Source organism: Candidatus Aegiribacteria sp., from assembly GCA_021108435.1.
Lineage (GTDB): Bacteria > Fermentibacterota > Fermentibacteria > Fermentibacterales > JCC-6 > Aegiribacteria.
The window spans coordinates 1-17,651 of the sequence record JAIOQY010000050.1; the positions used below are offsets into that span (position 1 = coordinate 1).

The following is a 17,651-nucleotide window of genomic DNA, read 5'->3' on the forward strand; positions in this document are numbered from 1 at the left end:
AAGTGTTTCGAAGACCGGGGTCATGTGCCCGAGGGGCATAGAAACGCGATGCCCCCCCTAAGGGGAGGCATCTCTATTCATGGCGCGCCATCTGTCTGAGAGTTGGAACACCTTTGTCTCCTGGTTATACGGAATTCCTGGATAGGATCGCAATAGGGTGCTCTGATACAGATTCACTGATCTTTCCAGCAAACGGAGGAAGATGAGCATATGTCAAGTACGACGAGATAGCTTCTTTTGATAGCCTTGTTCTATTTGGAAATGCTGGATAACGTCCAAGCTCAGCGGTATGCGTTAGCGTGTCCGCTGTAGCGGCTTGATATGCGCTGTCTTCAGTTCGTAATCCTCATATGCCCCTTGATACGCTCTCCGCAAGGTCTTGTTCTTCATGACTGTCATCATGGTGATCATCATCGTTGTGTTGATCGTGGTCATAGTGCCGGTGATGATTGTTGTCACTGTTCCCTTCCTCCACCTGATGCCAGATGAATGAGCCGTTTGAGCCGTTTATGAGCCATTTCCGGTATTGCGGTCGAATGAGCCGTTTGAGCCATTTTTGAGCCGATTCCCGGTGAGTCGGTAGTGAGCGGATCGGCCAGCCCCTTCAAGTTTGAGAAGTCCCAGTTTCACCATTTCATCAAGATCGCGCTTGGCAGTCGCACGCGACACACCGGTCAGCCTCTGGTATTCAGTATTAGTAATGCGGAGGTTCGATTTGAGAAACTGAACGGCTTTGACTTGCCTCTCATTCAGATGCAGTCCCTTCATTCGATCATCGGTAAGCCAGTTACGCCAAATAATGACCCGGAAACGGTTTTCTGTCGAATCAAACTTAGGATCTGGAAGACCGGCCTTCCGGCACCACTTGACGACGTTCCGGGTACCGTAGCCGAGTTGGTTGATGTAGCCGACCAGATAGAAGGGTCGTGCAAGGAAAGGATTCACCGGAACCGAGAGGTGTTCCTTGACTAGGTCGTCGACGGTGAGTTCGTCGGGAAGCCCACCGGGATTCATAATCTCCACCCGGTCCGCAAAGACGTCGATCTGCACGGAGGCATTGGAATCGTAGTCCCGGTGGACAATGGCATTGACGATAATCTCGCGAATCGCTTCTTTAGGGATTTCGAGTATCTCCTCGGCGGTCGTGGTCTCCTCTCGGTCCCCGATGGTGCGATCTAAGCGGGAGAGGACGAAATCAGCCGCAGCGTCAGCTTGCTCGAAGAGCGTATTTCCAAGGACCTGTTGGCTAGGAATCGGACGTGTCACCGCGGTGCCATGATAATGGGAGCATTTCACAACAGCCGTTGGACAGAAGCGCTGAGGCTTCTTACCGAACAGCATAAGGGCTGCGTAAGAAAGTTGGTTCTTATCGAGCAGGCCCAGTTCGGTCAGCACATTTTTCGGCGTTGGCGTCGACTCGAAGGAGAACTTTCGCTTCGCAGAGGCTTCAGCGACAAACCAATTGATTCGGTCCGAAGCGATATCTGATAACTTCCCGCCTTTTGCCGGTGTTAGATAGAAGGGATCATTCATGATGTGGTCCTCCGGTTCTGATCCTGTTGCCAGTAGAGCAAGCTTCTCTGGACCTCGCTACAGAGGTGGTCCGTGTTGCGGAATGTGGTGTAGGTATGGGCTCTGGCTTTCCTAATTAATGCTTGCATGCGATTCGCTCGGTGTGCTTTCGGAGTCAGGTTCTTGACGAAGATCAGAGGGTCACGACTTTTCTCGATGGCGTAGTCAAACTCCTGTTCCGTGGCTGATATCCCGTTTTCGCTAAGCCTTCCATAGCGAAGTCCATAGATGCCCAGATAGATGGCACACTTGTCGATTTCCCCCAGATAGATGTCTGATGGACTCCGCTGGCTGGCTGGAAGGTTCTCAAAAATGAAGGCATAGAAGAACTGGCTTCAGTAGGGATCGTTGTTGATAAGTGAGGCCAGCTTGTCCCGTGCGTGGGAAAACTCACTTTGGACACTACTGATGAAGATTTGCTTTCGCCTAATAATGGTCACACTCCTAGTTTTCCCAGAATCTCTTGCAACGTTTCGTCCATCTCCCGCGCTTCAGATGCTACATCCATCATACCATATCCAGGATTACAGCAATCTTCCCTGGTGTAATGATCTATCATTAATAACCGTTCCTAAGTTTTCTCTGCGCATAACAATATTATCCAGCTACAACATAACACAGCATACTAACTATCGTCTGAGAATATGCTTCGAAATATTGACCGTCAAGGAAGATATATGGTTCTCATCTCCGAAAGCAGTATAAAGCAAAAACGACCCACAAGGGGGCCGCTTTAACTTTATATGGCGCTCCCACGGGGAATCGAACCCCGGTTTCCGGCGTGAGAGGCCAGCGTCCTAACCGCTAGACGATGGGAGCATATTGATTTCAGGGCGCAAATATTGGCTGACTTGATGGATCAGTCAAGTCTATCGGTATAAATCAGTTATTCCTGAATTCCTCCTGATACCGTTTTTCCAGCTTCTTCATAGCTTTTTTTGACAGTCCGCCCATTTCATCTATCGCATACCTGATGCGCATTCGGCTCATGTCGCTGCCGAGAATTTCCATTGTGTCAAATAGAGGGGTAGAAACCTTCTTCCCGCTCATCGCGACGTAAAATGGCTGGGTGAGATGCTTCATCTTTATATCCAGTTTGTCTGCGACCTTTTTGAAGGATTCGTAAATGCATTCCTTGCTGAATGACAGCATCCCCTCGAGTTCCCAGAGAACGATCTGCAGGATCTCGCACGATTGCGTTTCTGACAGATCCTTCAGAATAAGATCTTCGGCAGAGAGCGGAACCTTGCCGCAGAAGAAATGACTCGTCATCTCTCCCCAGTCGGAAAGGGCATTCAGCCTCCCTTTTGAAATTTCAAGTATTTTTCTGAAGTGATCTCTGTTCAATCCCCATTCAACCAGTCTTTCAAGAAGCTGCTCTGTTGTGAAATCCTCTCTGATGTACTTACCGTTAAGCCACAGGAGTTTATCCAGGTCGAAGACAGGTCCTCCAAGGCTGATATCCTCCAGTCTGAAATTCTCGATCATCTCTTCGACAGAGAATTTCTCTTTGTCATCTGACAGATGCCAGCCCAGCATACCGATGAAGTTAAGCAGGGCTTCGGGAAGGATACCGTTCTTTCTGTACCATTCAATCGAGACAGGATTCTTTCTTTTCGAGAGTTTACTTTTATCCTTGTTCCGGAGCAGAGGTAGATGGCAGTATACCGGCGGTTCCCATCCGAAGTACTGATAGAGCAGAACATGTTTCGGTACGGAATTTATCCACTCTTCACCTCTGATGATATGAGAGATCTTCATCAGGTGGTCATCAACGACGACGGCAAGGTGATATGTCGGGTATCCATCAGCTTTCATAATCACCTGATCGTCAATCGATTCCCAGTCCTTCTCTATTTTTCCTCTCAGCAGGTCAACAAATACACATTTTCCCTCAAGAGGAACCTTCATCCGAACAACGAAATTCTCACCTGCTTCAATTCTCCTGGTGGCTTCCTCCGGAGGAATGGCTCTGCATTTACGGTCATAGCCGCTGCCTGCCCCTGACTTCTGACAATCTTTCCTCAGTTCTGCGAGACGTTCCTTCGTGCAGAAGCATGGATACGCATACCCCTCCGCAACAAGCCTGTTGATATACTCCTGGTATATTTCCAGCCTTTCACTTTGCCGATACGGTCCGAATTGCCCGCCGATCTCAGGACCTTCATCCCATTCCAGACCGAGCCACCTTAGTGAATCGATTATCGATTTCTCGTATTCGGGTGAAGATCGCTCTCTGTCAGTATCCTCTATTCTAAGAATAAAAGATCCATTGTTCTTTCTGGCCCAGACGTACCCGAAGAGAGCCTGATAGGCGGTACCCACATGGGGATCACCGGTGGGAGACGGAGCCAGTCGAGTTCTTACTTCTTGAACAGTCATTAATACCTTCCTGAAATTCACATTGCCATATCTCATCAGGCTACAATATAAGCGCTCTGACATTGAGAGTAACTATCAAGATATGTTGCACGGTGGTAGGAAACTATACAGCCGGCAGGATGATGTTCCGGGATCTCCCGGGAACCACAAGCTTCTGTTAATGCAGGTTTCCTGAGATAGAAGTCGGTTAGAAACTCTGCAATCGGGCTTCATGGGTGAGGTTTGTCCATATGTGGAGTTTTCGCAGGAATCGTGTGTTGCTTCATTCTTCATCCTTGACAGCTGCGGATTTCGTGTAGTATGGTCTATTTTGGATGGTAAAATTGGATGATATTGCGTCGTATATGTTGTTTTGGGTAACCAGGATTCCTACCGCGAATATCAAACGAGCCTGAAGGGAAATTCCAATGTTATTGTTCACTGTATATTCATTACTTGCTACAGCGGTGATTGCATTCGCATCAAGCTCCGAAGGAGCGCAGGATGATACGGATGCCATAACTCTCACTGTCGTTAACCATTGGCCTATTTACGAATGCTCTGTTTATGGACTCGATGTCTGGGAGAACGGATCATCCATGGGTGTAGCCTTCTGCACCTACGATAGTGATTCATTACTCAGTTTCGATCCGGAAGACTGGAATAATATCTCTTCCCTGGGTCCTCTAGCTGCGTCAAACAACAATAGTTACGGCGTGGCGGTCAACGATAATCTGACCAGCCCGCCGGTATGGGTCACATCAAATATGAATGACACGCTATTCTACACAGATGATAATTTCGTCACCTGGAACAGCTTTAACCATCCCGGTGGAGGTACTCAAGCTTATGATATGGATTTCGACGGCAGTCATTACTGGGTAACAAATGGATCCAACTCTGTAACCCGTTTCCAGATAAGTGGTAGCTCGCAGAACTTCACTCTGCATGAACTGGGGGGTACTGCAAGACTCCTTTGTGTTTTTCCGTATCAGTTAAGTTTCGGACTGGCGGTTGCCCGCAGAACAGGGTTATTACACTTTTACTCCTGGAATGAAGCTTCTCTGGATTATCTTGGAAATTGTGATTTCCCTACCGGCTACTGGGACTCTTATGGGCTTGCTTTCAGTGAATCGCGCGACACAATGTTCTGGAGCTATTCAACGGCCTCGGGAATTCCCTGCATATACGAGCTGAATCTGGGAATCGAAGTGTCGCTGAATCACTCCACCTGGGGAGCAATTAAAGCGTCATATTAATTCAGGATGCTTCTAAAGGAAAGTTGGATTTGAACATAGTCATAATAAAGGAACATCCGCTTCAAATGAAACTCATATACTTTGTTCGCCATTCCCGCGAGACCGTTACAAATCTCACGAAGCGATTCCGCTCTTGCTAAATGACAGAACAGCATTGATACAAGATGGGTCCACGAAGTGAACCCTTTTGCATTACGTTCTGTCTTACAACGTTTTACATGTCCACTGAAGATATTGCGTGAAAGCTGCTGAAGTACCTGGCTGAAGAAACTAAGATTCCTTATCATACTTATGTGTCCTTCAATTGTTTAGGTGTATTTAGTTATCATCCGGACATGAGCAGAAATGCTCATGAAGTGAAGGGCACGCTTACTCAATCAGAAAGTTATTTTGGATATGCCTGTGTCAATGCAATAAACCTAGATACTGAAGTAGCTCTCCGCATTTCTAAGGAATCAGGGATCAGCAGGTAGAGAAGAAATTCTTATTTCCACTTATGGATTACTACTATTAAACAATAGCAAACCAACCCACATTACCATGTCTCATCAGTTTTCAGTATAAGCACAATTATCCTGAAAAAGCAGGTGTGTTTGAAAAGTTTGTTCAGGGAATATCACCTGTTTTCATTTATGAGTATGTGATATTGTTGTTACTCTGTATCTGTAAATTAGTGAGAGGATTCAGCCACTTGAAAGGACAATCTGAAGAGCAATGAAACTCGAAGAATTTCAGGCAAAGAAACTGTTCAGAGAACATGGCATCCCCACTCCTGCCGGGATAATGGTGACCTCAGCAGTTGAAGCGGAGACCGCTGCTCAGGAAATTGGATGCCCCGTTGTGATCAAAGCTCAGGTTCAGGCAGGCGGAAGAGGAAAAGCCGGGGGTGTAAAACTCGCTGAGAATCCTGCTGAAGCCCGCAGGGCAGCAGATGCAATACTTGGAATGAAAATAAAAGATCTTGTGGTTCAAAGGGTGCTTGTGGATCCTGCAGTATCAATTGCAGGTGAATACTACATTGGCATAACAATTGACAGAAGAAAGAAAATCCCGGTGATGATGGCTTCCGCATCCGGAGGAGTCGACATAGAGAGAGTCGCTTCGGAAACACCTGAAAAGATCATTTTCCAGGACATCAATCCTGAGAGAGGTTTGCGATCGTTTGAAGCTAAACAGGTAGCTTTCCAGTTGTTTGATGATAAAAAAAAGGCTCTGGCAACATCAGCAATAATGGTGAAGCTCTGGAAGTGTTTCAGGAATGTAGACGCATCTCTTGCGGAGATCAACCCGCTCGCTGAGCTTTCGGACGGTTCCATTCTTGCTCTCGATGCGAAAATAGTACTGGATGAAAATGCCATGTACAAACATCTTGAACTGGAAGAGTTAAGGCTGCCTACTCCATCCGAGGAGAAGGAACTTGAAGCAACCAGACACGGATTGAGCTATGTGCAACTCGATGGAGAAATTGGCTGCATGGTGAACGGAGCCGGTCTTGCCATGGCTACTATGGATATCATCAAGCATCTGGGAGGAACACCTGCGAATTTCCTCGATATTGGAGGCAGTTCCAGCCCGGAAAAGGTTGTTCATGCAATGGAGCTTCTGGTATCAGATAAAAACGTGAAAGCTATTTTCATAAATGTTTTCGGCGGTATTACACGTTGTGACGATGTCGCAAACGGGCTTGTCAAAGCTCTGGGACAGATAAATACGGACCTGCCCCTTGTTGTTCGGCTTACAGGAACAAATGAAGAGGAAGGGAGAAAAATTCTTTCCGATTTCGGCATAAGTGCAACAGGAGACATGACCGAAGGAGCTCTTAAGGCGATTAACCTTGCCGCAATGGGGGGTGGCAGCTGATGAGCATACTGATAAATCAACTTACACGGGTAATGGTTCAGGGTCTTGGCCGTGACGGATCCTTTCACGCGGTGGAAATGAAAAAGTACGGGACGAACGTCGTTGCCGGAGTGCATCCGGGAAAAGGCGGGACATATCTTGAAGGATTTCCGGTGTTCAACACCGCACAGGAAGCTGTTGAGGAAACCGAAGCTGAATGCAGCGTGATTTTTGTACCTGCGCCCTTTGCCGAGGACGCGATTCTGGCTGCTGCGAACGCCGGGATAAATCTTGTAGTTGCTGTCACGGAAGGAATCCCTGTTCTGGATGTGTCAGGCGTTCTGATGGAACTGAATGAACTTGGAACTCGTCTGATTGGTCCGAACAGCCCCGGTCTTATCTCACCGGGGGAATCAAAAGTCGGAATCATGCCTGGAGGAATATTTCAACGCGGACCTGTAGGCGTTATCTCCAGAAGCGGAACGCTTACATACGAAGTCGTTAATCAGCTTACCGCTGCCGGTTTCGGGCAATCAACCGCTATCGGCATGGGCGGAGACCCGATTATCGGCATGAAGTACAACGACTATTTAGAACTGCTCGAAAGCGATGGAGACACTGAAGCTGTAGTAATTGTTGGAGAAATAGGCGGTTCTGATGAGCAGGATGCCGCAGCCTTCGTTAAAGAAAAAATCACGAAACCGGTTGTCGGTTACATTGTTGGAAGAAGCGCACCCCCCGGAAAGAGAATGGGGCATGCGGGTGCAATTGTTGAAGGTGCTTCCGGCACTGCAGCGGCGAAGGTTGAAGTTCTCAGAGATCATGGTATACCTGTTGCGGATACAGTCGAGCACATTGTTAAACTAATCAGTGAGAAGCTGGGAGGTTGAAATTGAGAGAAATTGACGTTGCTTCCGTCATAAAAGCGGTCAAAGATCTCAGCATCAGCACGAATATCTATCTCGGTGATGACGTGAAGAATGCACTGAGAGAAGCTCTTAAAAAGGAAGAGTCTCCTCTTGGGCGGGAGATTCTCCAGGTGATTCTGGAGAATCATGAGATATCTGAGCGTGAGAAAATGCCAATCTGTCAGGATACAGGAGTAGCAATTGTGTTCCTGGAGGTCGGTCAGGAAGTTCATTTCATCGGAGGAGCCCTTGAAGATGCCATAAACGAAGGTGTGCGGCAAGGTTACGCTGAAGGTTACCTTCGCAAATCCATCGTCGATGATCCTGTGTTGAAGAGGAAAAACACAAACGACAATACACCTGCGATCATTTACACAAGGATTGTACCGGGAGACAAAGTAAGGATACAGTTCGCTCCCAAGGGCGGCGGCGCGGAGAATATGAGCGAAGTTCGCATGATGACAGCGGCGCATGGTATTGAAGGAGTAAAGGATTTCGTTGTTGACAGAGTATCGAGATCCGGTGGTAATCCCTGTCCTCCAATAGTAGTAGGTGTTGGAATAGGAGGGAGTTTCGAGCGATGCGCCATGCTCGCGAAAGAGGCTCTTTTCCGGACAATTGGTGAACCCAATCCGGATCCCGAATTCAACGAGGTTGAAAAGGAGCTTCTTCGAAGGATAAATAACCTCGGTATTGGACCACAGGGGCTCGGCGGAAGGACAACCGCTCTTGCTGTACATATTAAGACTGTTCCATGTCATATTGCTTCCATGCCTGTTGCTGTTAACATTCAATGCCATGTCAGTCGGCATGGCGAAACAATAATCTAGAAAAGGAGGAGATTGCATTGAAGACAGTAGAATTGAGAACTCCCCTTGACGACGATCAGATCAGCAACCTTGAATCCGGAGATAAAGTATTCCTTTCGGGAGAGATCTACACAGGTCGTGACGCGGCACACAAACGTCTGGTCAAACTCATTGAGGAAGGGAAAGAGCTGCCCTTCGATCTGAAGGGTGCGGTCATGTATTATGTAGGTCCTGCTCCTTCAAGACCCGGGCAGATAATGAATTCCGCCGGACCAACTACCAGTTACAGAATGGATTCATTCACGCCGCTGATGCTGGAGAACGGCCTGAAAGGAACAATTGGAAAAGGTCCCAGATCAATAGAGGTACGTGAATCCATGGTAAAAAACAAAGGGGTGTATTTTGCCGCCGTGGGCGGAGCAGCTGCCGGAATCGCTTTTTCTGTTAAACAGGCAGAAGTTATTGCCTACGAAGATCTTGGCCCGGAAGCAATCAGAAGGCTTATTGTTGAACGGATGCCTCTGTTCGTTGTGAATGATACAAAAGGTAATGATCTCTTCGAGGCGGGGGTCGCAGAATACCGCCGCGAGGAATAGGATAACTGCTGTACTAACTCTGAACATGAACGGGATGGAGAAATGAAGGAATTCGACCTGACCCTGAAAGATCTTGGTGATCTGTTCCCGGAGGATTTTTCCCAGGAACAGATTGCAAAGGCAAAAACCGTCTTTCTGAAAGAACTGGCTTACAGCGCGCACAAATTCTACAAAGGGAAAATGATGACAGTTCCCAAGGCTGGTCTTTACGGTTTCAACTGGTTCAATGTCTGGTACACGCCGGGTGTATCCAAAGTATCAACCACCATCCGGGATAATAATGAAGCTGCCTACGACCTTTCGAACAAGGGTAATTTCATTGCTGTCGTGAGTGATTCCACAAGGGTTCTCGGAGATGGTGACTGTACGCCTCCCGGAGGTCTTGGCGTGATGGAGGGTAAAGCATTCCTGATGAAATATCTGGGAGGGGTGGATGCGGTAGCGCTCTGCATAGATAATCGCGATAAGAACGGTAATCCTGATCCCGACAAGATCATCGATTTTGTAAAGATGGTTCAGCCCAGTTTCGGAGGGATCAATCTCGAGGATATCTCGCAGCCGAACTGTTTCAAGGTTCTTGATACTCTGAGAGAGGAATGCAGCATTCCCGTCTGGCATGATGATGCCCAGGGAACCGGATGCGTTACTCTTGCGGGACTGCTTGGAGCTCTTGAAGTTGTAGGAAAAAAACTTGGGGATGTCCGGATTGTCTTTATCGGAGCGGGAGCGTCCAATACTACGATAGCAAGGCTGATAATCACGGCCGGCGGTGATCCTTTAAAGATGGTTATGTTCGATTCCAAAGGAAGCCTTTCCACGGACAGAGAAGATATCAGGGCCGATGAGCGCTTCTATCGTAAGTGGGAACTCTGTGAAGCCATGAATCCGGAAAAAATTCAGACACATGAGGAAGCCATAAAGGGAGCAGATGTTCTTATAGCTGTATCCAGGCCGGGACCAGGTCTTATTCCGAAGGAATGGATCAGATCAATGGGAAGAGATCCGATCGTGTTCGCATGTGCTAATCCTGTGCCGGAGATATACCCTTACGAAGCCAGGGATGCAGGAGCAGCAGTTGTAGCCACGGGTCGGGGTGATTTTCCCAACCAGGTCAATAATTCCCTTGGATTTCCTGGAATACTGAAAGGTGCCCTTCTGGTCAGAGCGACGAAGATAACTGACAATATGGCTGTCGCGGCAGCTCGATCCCTTGCGAATTTCGCGGGGAGAAGAGGCTTTTCACCTGACTATATTATCCCAACGATGGATGAGGCGGATGTATTCCCTGAAGAGGCCGCTGATGTTGCGATGCAGGCCATCAAAGACGGCGTAGCCAGGCTTCAGAAGACAAGAGATCAGGTTCTCGAAGAAGCAAGATCAGACATTATGAAAGCAAGGAACCTTGTACAGAAACTCATGGATGACGGAGACATAGCTCAGCCTCCAATAGATCTTATTGAAGAGGCTGTCAAAACGGCTGTTGATTCGGTAAGATGACAGATATCCCGGAGGGCAGCTGATGCTGTCCTCCGGGAAGAGCGCCGGAAAGGAAAGTATATGAACGAGATCCTTATGACAAGGAGAAGAAAAATAGTACGGTTCACCTGTCATCATGTTCCGGCAAAACCCGGAATCGCAGGCAGACTATTTTCAGCTCTCGGGAAGAAGGAGATCAACATCCTGCATATGTTCAATACTGAGCATGGGGAAACCGAAGGAGACATCTCCTTCAGTGTCGGGGAAAGCTGTTTTCAGAAAGCAGAAGAAGTACTGCGGAAAACCGGAGATGAAATCGGTATTGAAAACGTAACAGTGGAGCATGATCTTGCTCTTCTGAGTTTTGATCTTGAGGAGACTGTCTGCGAGACTGTAATAGGTACTATGACTCTTGCGCTAAGCGCACTTTCAAAAGAGCATGTTGATGTGAGGCATATAGCTGCCAGCAGGAACAGGATATTCGTCGTTCTGCCTGATGAAGAGGCAGACAGGGCCTCATATATACTCAGCAGAGTGCTGAAGGAAGATCCGATAATACACCCTATCTGATTATCGCATGACTTTATCCTTTATTCCTCCCTCATTTGTGGAACTCAAGCTGTACTGATGTGTATAACTCATTGATGACAGCATAGGACATACAGGCTCTGCTGCGTTTGGGGACATGCACGCTCTGGTGCGTGTCCCCAAGTACAGCAGTTTCAATTTACTTTTCCGGTTCCGCAGAAGAAGGAGTAAGGGATGAAACCGATCAGCTTTATATTTGTACTGGTACTGTTTTCCTCTATCGCAGCAGCAGCTGCAGCTCCTGGCCCCGACGAGGTATTTAACTGGGTAGCTTATCCAGAAGTCGGTAATCCGGAGCTGATCAATCCTGCAGGATACAATTTTATAAACAGCCTCCGGCTGAGAGTAGGCATGGCTGCCTCAGATAGCGCCTTTGAGGGGTTTGACCGCTTATCCATAGCATTTCCCGGAGCGGGTTTATCGGGATGGTGGAATGATGATTACGATATGCGGCGATTCACTCTATCGAGTGGAACGTACCTGTTTGATAGGATAGCATCCGTTGGTGTCGGTTATACCTGGTTCGATCCGACTGTAAATGGAAATCAATGGTCCGGAAAACATTTCTTTACACTCGGACTGATAGTTCGACCAGTTGAATGGTTCAGTTTCGGGCTGGTCCGGCAGGGGGGAATCGACCTTCCCGGTGATGATGTGGAAACCGTCTACAGAGCTGGATTTGCAGTCAGACCTTTTGGAAATACACTTACGCTGGTTACTGATTTTGAAACAGAAAGAGATCTGGATAACGGACAGTTCACGGGAGGGATTGAATTCCATGCCATGGACGGCTTGACCATTCGTGCTGAGGCGGGAAGTGATCATATCAGCTTCGGACTTGAAGCCGGATTCGGGACAACATCCTTCGCCTGCGGGGCAACTACAGACGAGAATTACTCTTACACCGGCTCCAGATGTGATTTCACTTTCTCATCTGAGACTGGTCCGAATCTGCTAACCCCTTCCGGCAGATTTGTGCGTTTTGAAATTGAGGATATTGACGAACTTCAGCAGAGACCTTTCCTCAGCGGAGTTCAGCCCTGCTATACCGAGACGGCTCTTCTGATCGACAGAATTCCTTCCGACCAGTCTGTATCCGGAGTGATAGTGGACATACGAGGCCCTGTTGGCTCTTTTGCCCAGGCTGAAGAGATTCGCGCTCTTCTCAGCAGAATAGTGAGATCAGGCAAAAAGGTTTATGTCTTTCTGGAAAATGGTGGTAACGCTGAATACTATGTTGCGTCATGTGCAAGCAGAATCTGGATGCATCCATCCGGATCAGTTTCGTTCATTGGACTGTCATCCGAGTCATTATTTCTGAGGGAGTTTCTTGACCGGATCGGCATCTATCCAGACCTGATGCATATAGGTGAATACAAGAGCGCAAGTGATATGCTGACAAGATCCGATATGTCCGATGCTCAGAGAAGGGCTACGACAAGCCTGCTTTCGTCGCTGCAGATGGAATTAGTAGCAGGTGTTGCTAATGGACGGGGTCTGGAACCGGCTCAGCTCCGCAGGATAATGGACACAGGTCCATATACAGCGGAGAGAGCAGTTGCCTATGGTATGGTTGATGGAGTCTCCTTTCAGGATGAGGTTGAAGAGCTGGCAAGAGAGGATTTTGGAAGGCATTTCACAACGGTTTCCCTTGAGAAATACGCAAATTCAATACCTGAATACAATGTCTGGGGACAGGATAAACACATCGCAGTTGTCGTTGCTACCGGATACATCTGGAGAGGGTACAGCGGATCATCATTCCCATTCGGAAGAACTATGGGAAGCGAATCTATCTGTGATGCTCTTCGGGCTGCTGCGTCGCAGTCCGGCGTTTCTGCAATTGTCCTCAGGATAGATTCTCCGGGCGGTGACGCTCTTGCCAGTGATGATATGCATCATGCGGTAGAAAGAATCAGAGAAAATATCCCGGTGATAGTATCCATGGGCGGTGTCGCTGCTTCCGGAGGTTACTATATGGCCTGTGGAGCCGACAGAATATTCGCGGATAGAATGACGATAACAGGCTCAATAGGGATAATATCCGGAAAATTTTCCTGTGGAGAACTTCTGGACAGTCTCGGTATTAATGTTGAAGAAGTATCAACAGGTTCAATGGCGTCAATGTCCAGTATCTTCCATCCATATACAGATGTGGAGCGAAGCAGAGCCTTCGATCTGCTGGAGGATGGGTATAACCGCTTTGTTGGAACGGTGGCTTCAGGCCGGGGGATGACCTTCGAGGAAGTTGATTCCATCGCTCAGGGCAGAGTCTGGGCAGGAATCGACGGAGTCGAGATAGGAATTGTAGATGAAATCGGCGGAGTAGTTGATGCGGTTCATTACGCAGCTGGAATGTCAGGAATGGATCCGGATGAAGATATCCGTGTACGGATATATCCGACTCCTTCCTTTCCCGGGTCAATTGAAATGCCAGGTTTCGGGATCAATTCCGGAATTCTGGATCTATTCAATCCGGAGCAGATTCTTTATCTCATGCAGCCGATTTTCATAGACTGACCCTTTACTTGTTATCCTGGATTCATCACAGATACTCGTCGCTGCAGTAGAGTATTTGTAATGAGTCCGGGTTAGGGTCACTTAACGTCAACCGAATCTATATGACAGGTTGACAATTCAAGCCCGGATTCTCATGGTTCAGTCGATTTCTATCTTTCTGGATATCACCGGATTTGCATGAGGTAACAACAATGGATAAAATCTCAAGCGGAATTCTTGAAATGCTCAGAACCGACTCAGATTACATTTCAGGTCAGCAGATATCTACAGAATTCGGGATTACCAGAGCTGCAATCTGGAAGCATATCAGAGATCTGCGGAAAACAGGATACATAATAGAAGCTATTCCTAACAAAGGCTATCATCTTTCTTCATCTCCCGACATGCCTTTTGAGGAGGAGATACACTGCTTCCTCAGTACCAGGACTATCGGAGAGACAGTTATTTTCCACAGGGAGATAGATTCTACAAACAACGTTGCTATGCTTCTTGCTTCCGACGGAGCACCTCATGGGACAGTGATTACATCCGATTCCCAGACCGGCGGACGTGGTAGACGCGGTAGAGATTGGTTCTCTCCTCCTGGATGTAATCTCTACATGTCTGTCATTCTTCGTCCATCCGTTTCTCCTGCGGAAGCTTCGCAAATCCCAGTGATTTCAGTTATTGCTGTAGTCAGAGTTCTGGAACAGTTGGATACCGGTCTTCATTTTCAGATCAAGTGGCCAAATGATATTCTATGTCACCGAAAAAAAGTGTGTGGAATACTCTGCGAAATGAAGTCCGACACGGATCGGATCAATCATGTAGTTGTTGGAATTGGAATTAATGTAAATGTGACATCTATGGATCCATGCATTTCCGATATTGCTACATCTCTGAAACTGGAAACGGATCAGGAATACTCCAGAATAAGGCTTTCCGCATCTATACTTGAAGAACTGGAGGGAATTTACCTGGAATGGCTGCAGGAGCGGAATTTGAAGAGATATATTGCAGAGTGGAAGAAATATTCTCTTCTGATTGGCAGGAATGTCAGAATAGAAACCCCATCAGAAACAATTGCCGGTGTTGCCACAGGGCTGTCAGATAGCGGATCCCTCATTGTGAAGCTTCCCTCTGGCGCTGTCCGTGAAGTTTATGCCGGAGACGCTCATATAGCGAACCACAATTCCTAGCCCACATAAATCACCAGCTTTCTACTACAACGCCGCATATGCAGGCACCTACTGCGTTATGCTCATGCATCCGTCCTCGACGTACTATTCAAGTACGCCTGCGGAGTCTACACTCGCAAGCCTTGTAGTCATCAGCATATGCAACGTTTCGCTACGAAAGCTGGTGATTTATGCGGGCTAGCCCGGAGGCAGGGACATGCACGCTCTGGTGCGTATCCCAAAAAAACACACGGGGACATCCACTCTATGGTGGGTGTCCCCGTCGTTATAGAATAAACCGGCCTGATGAAGTTACTTTGTATCCGTACTCAGGAACTTCCCGAAGAGCCAGGCAAGAGGGATCCAGAGAATGAATGTGCCGATGAAGAATGGCAGGGCATGATCAATCTCAAGCTCGCTTGCATGGAGACAGACGATTCCAGCGATGCTCCAGCCCACAAGAAGCAGACCCAATATTACATTTCCCATTTCACGCATTCCACGCGCGAATGAAGCAAGTCCCACTGCGGTGAAGAAAGCAGGCCACCATTTGCCGACTGATACTCCGAGACCCCATAGCAGGAAGAGTATCCCGACTCCTCCGAAAATAAACGCGAAAACGATGATACCCCTGCTCTTTCCATTCATGCTATTCTCCCCCTTCAAACGGTGGAGACAGACTGGTCAGGTCTATCAGCCAGCTCTCTCCGACTTTTCTGACGATAACCTCCTGGAGACCATCATCTATTCTGACGACAACTACACAGACCAGACTGTCAGGATAATTGACAGACTTTATGCTGGTACTGAGATTATGTGCATCTGAAGAGCTGCTGGCCATCCTTGAGAAAAGATCTTTGCCCGTAAGGTTCAGGAATTCTTCTTCCGTCATGTCGCCCGCAAGCCTGCATGCAGCCTCCCGGGATTCCGTCCAGCCGAATTCATGAAGTATGGAAACGGTTGAATCGTACCATTGCCGGCTTTCCGGTGTTATGAGAGACCAGGCTTCAGCATAGCTGGAATCGGCAATAGCTGCAGCGAATGATCTTACAGTACTGGAAGCACCATCATCGTTTCCGCACGCAATCAAAACGGCAAGAAAGAAGATGGAAACAGTGAAGATATTTCTCTTCACAATACGTGCACCACCATTCCACTTCGAAGCTTTGGCTCGAACCAGGTTGATTTTGGAGGCATAACATTGCCGCTGTCAGCCACATTGATGAGCTGATCAATCGATGTCGGGAACAGAGAGAAGGCTACGGAATACTTCCCGGAATTCACCAGTCTCTCCAGTTCCTCTGTTCCACGAATTCCCCCGACGAACTTGATTCTTTCACTGGTTCGCGGATCCTCGATTCCAAGAACAGGACTTAGAAGGTTTTCCTGGAGGATGCTTGCGTCAAGGCTTTCTACAGGATCGTCTGCCGGGAAACTGCCCACTCTCGGTTCAAGGCTGTACCATTTGCTGCCCAGATACATGGAATACATGAGGTTCTGGGTCGGTGTAGTATCCGAACTCTCTGATACAGTAAAATTATCTTTTACCCTGTCAATGAATTCATCCACTGTATTCCCATTCAGATCAGTAACAGCTCTGTTGTACGGCAGGATTTTCATCTGACTCTTCGGGAATATCACGGCCAGGAAGTAATTGTATTCCTCATTGCCAGTATGTCCAGTGTTATTCATCTGTCTTCGTTCCGCTATGATCGTACCCGCAGCGCTTCTGTGATGTCCGTCCGCGACGTAAAGAGAGGGTACCCTGGAAAAGATACTTTCTATCATTTCGATGTCTTTATTATCACTGACAAGCCAGAGAGTATGCCTGATGCCGTCCGGAGCGGTGAAATCGTATTCGGGATCAGTTGAATCACAAACCCGATCCTGTAATGAGTCAAGTTCAGGAACATCGGGATAGGTAAGGAAGACCGGTCCGCACTGAGCGTTCTGGGTTTCTATATGCCGGATTCTGTCTTCTTCCTTTACTTTCCTTGTAAATTCATGCTTTTTAATCAGATTGTTCCGATAGTCCTGTGCGGAAACGGTTGCAACAAGTCCAACCTGCGAATGATCTCCCATGATCTGACGGTAGAAATAGAAAACGGGTAATTCTTCCTGAATCATCGCTCCGTTTTCCATTAACCGGCGCAGATTTCTGGCTCCCTGTTCGTATACGGATCTGTCGTATAGATCGATAGACGGCTCAAGATCAACTTCCGGTTTAACAACTCTCAGAAAACTTAAAGGATTCTCTTTCACAAGTTCACGCGCTTCTTCAGAATCGAGTACATCGTATGGGCGAGAAGCAATCTTCTCGGCCAGTTCTTTTGCCGGACGAAGTCCGTGAAACGGTCTGACTTTAACCATAATAGCCTCCACTAGAATATCATACGTATTCTCTAATATTGGATTTCTGAATATTGAAACGAACAGCAACTTATACAAAGAATCTACTTCTGAGACGAATAGAACGCAATGTTTCACGTTCAGAATGCTGAACGCTTTTTCATGTACTGAAACATATCTATAGCATTGAAATGATAATACATATATTTTTATGAAA

The 17,651-nt window shown here is 47.5% G+C and carries 16 protein-coding genes and 1 tRNA gene; 9 read left to right on the forward strand and 8 right to left on the reverse strand.

Annotation, left to right across the window (positions count from 1 at the left end; genetic code table 11):
- Positions 1–507: 507 nt before the first annotated feature.
- The 4 genes from K8R76_02885 to gltX form a co-directional block, all read right to left on the reverse strand.
- Entirely contained in the window at positions 508–1,533 is a 1,026-nt protein-coding gene (locus tag K8R76_02885) for a hypothetical protein (GenBank protein ID MCD4847119.1), read from the reverse strand.
- Positions 1,530–1,886: a DUF4062 domain-containing protein gene (locus K8R76_02890; protein MCD4847120.1), complete on the reverse strand. Its 357-nt coding sequence runs from the start codon at positions 1,884–1,886 to the stop codon at positions 1,530–1,532. Before K8R76_02890 ends, K8R76_02885 begins: the two co-directional genes overlap by 4 nt.
- Before the next feature lie 430 nt (positions 1,887–2,316).
- A tRNA-Glu gene (locus K8R76_02895) sits at positions 2,317–2,391 on the reverse strand.
- A 63-nt stretch (positions 2,392–2,454) separates the two neighbouring features.
- Positions 2,455–3,954, reverse strand: a complete 1,500-nt coding sequence (gene gltX / locus K8R76_02900; protein MCD4847121.1) for a glutamate--tRNA ligase — start codon at positions 3,952–3,954, stop codon at positions 2,455–2,457.
- A gap of 407 nt (positions 3,955–4,361) precedes the next feature.
- On the opposite strand from gltX, the gene K8R76_02905 reads away from it, so the two are divergent.
- Entirely contained in the window at positions 4,362–5,192 is an 831-nt protein-coding gene (locus K8R76_02905) for a hypothetical protein (GenBank protein ID MCD4847122.1), read from the forward strand.
- Here K8R76_02905 and K8R76_02910 read toward each other — a convergent pair.
- Positions 5,189–5,479: a DUF4372 domain-containing protein gene (locus tag K8R76_02910; GenBank protein ID MCD4847123.1), complete on the reverse strand. Its 291-nt coding sequence runs from the start codon at positions 5,477–5,479 to the stop codon at positions 5,189–5,191. The two genes, K8R76_02905 and K8R76_02910, sit on opposite strands and share 4 nt — an antisense overlap.
- 427 nt (positions 5,480–5,906) lie before the next feature.
- Between K8R76_02910 and sucC the strand changes: the two genes are divergently transcribed.
- The 8 genes from sucC (at position 5,907) to K8R76_02950 (ending at position 15,106) form a co-directional block, all read left to right on the forward strand.
- The gene (gene sucC / locus K8R76_02915; protein ID MCD4847124.1) at positions 5,907–7,052 is read left to right on the forward strand and encodes an ADP-forming succinate--CoA ligase subunit beta; all 1,146 of its coding nucleotides are present in this window, start codon (positions 5,907–5,909) and stop codon (positions 7,050–7,052) included.
- Entirely contained in the window at positions 7,052–7,921 is an 870-nt protein-coding gene (sucD, locus tag K8R76_02920) for a succinate--CoA ligase subunit alpha (GenBank protein ID MCD4847125.1), read from the forward strand. The genes sucC and sucD overlap by 1 nt, the downstream gene beginning before the upstream one ends.
- A 2-nt stretch (positions 7,922–7,923) precedes the next feature.
- On the forward strand, positions 7,924–8,769 hold the full coding sequence (locus tag K8R76_02925; GenBank protein MCD4847126.1) for a fumarate hydratase: 846 nt from the start codon (positions 7,924–7,926) through the stop codon (positions 8,767–8,769).
- Positions 8,733–9,344 carry a Fe-S-containing hydro-lyase gene (locus K8R76_02930; GenBank protein ID MCD4847127.1) on the forward strand — a complete coding sequence of 204 codons (612 nt, stop codon included), beginning with the start codon at positions 8,733–8,735 and terminating at the stop codon, positions 9,342–9,344. Before K8R76_02925 ends, K8R76_02930 begins: the two co-directional genes overlap by 37 nt.
- Before the next feature lie 42 nt (positions 9,345–9,386).
- Positions 9,387–10,841: an NADP-dependent malic enzyme gene (locus K8R76_02935; GenBank protein ID MCD4847128.1), complete on the forward strand. Its 1,455-nt coding sequence runs from the start codon at positions 9,387–9,389 to the stop codon at positions 10,839–10,841.
- Positions 10,842–10,901: 60 nt separating this feature from the next.
- Positions 10,902–11,390 carry a hypothetical protein gene (locus K8R76_02940; protein ID MCD4847129.1) on the forward strand — a complete coding sequence of 163 codons (489 nt, stop codon included), beginning with the start codon at positions 10,902–10,904 and terminating at the stop codon, positions 11,388–11,390.
- Between the two features lie 192 nt (positions 11,391–11,582).
- Positions 11,583–13,928, forward strand: a complete 2,346-nt coding sequence (sppA, locus tag K8R76_02945) for a signal peptide peptidase SppA (protein ID MCD4847130.1) — start codon at positions 11,583–11,585, stop codon at positions 13,926–13,928.
- Between the two features lie 191 nt (positions 13,929–14,119).
- Positions 14,120–15,106: a biotin--[acetyl-CoA-carboxylase] ligase gene (locus K8R76_02950; protein ID MCD4847131.1), complete on the forward strand. Its 987-nt coding sequence runs from the start codon at positions 14,120–14,122 to the stop codon at positions 15,104–15,106.
- A gap of 291 nt (positions 15,107–15,397) precedes the next feature.
- On the opposite strand, the gene K8R76_02955 is transcribed toward K8R76_02950, so the two are convergent.
- From K8R76_02955 to K8R76_02965, 3 genes are read right to left on the reverse strand one after another with little or no spacing between them, the layout of a single operon-like run.
- On the reverse strand, positions 15,398–15,733 hold the full coding sequence (locus K8R76_02955) for a hypothetical protein (protein MCD4847132.1): 336 nt from the start codon (positions 15,731–15,733) through the stop codon (positions 15,398–15,400).
- A gap of 1 nt (position 15,734) precedes the next feature.
- On the reverse strand, positions 15,735–16,220 hold the full coding sequence (locus K8R76_02960) for a hypothetical protein (GenBank protein MCD4847133.1): 486 nt from the start codon (positions 16,218–16,220) through the stop codon (positions 15,735–15,737).
- Positions 16,217–17,455, reverse strand: a complete 1,239-nt coding sequence (locus K8R76_02965) for a DUF1015 family protein (protein MCD4847134.1) — start codon at positions 17,453–17,455, stop codon at positions 16,217–16,219. Before K8R76_02965 ends, K8R76_02960 begins: the two co-directional genes overlap by 4 nt.
- Between the last annotated feature and the right edge of the window lie 196 nt (positions 17,456–17,651).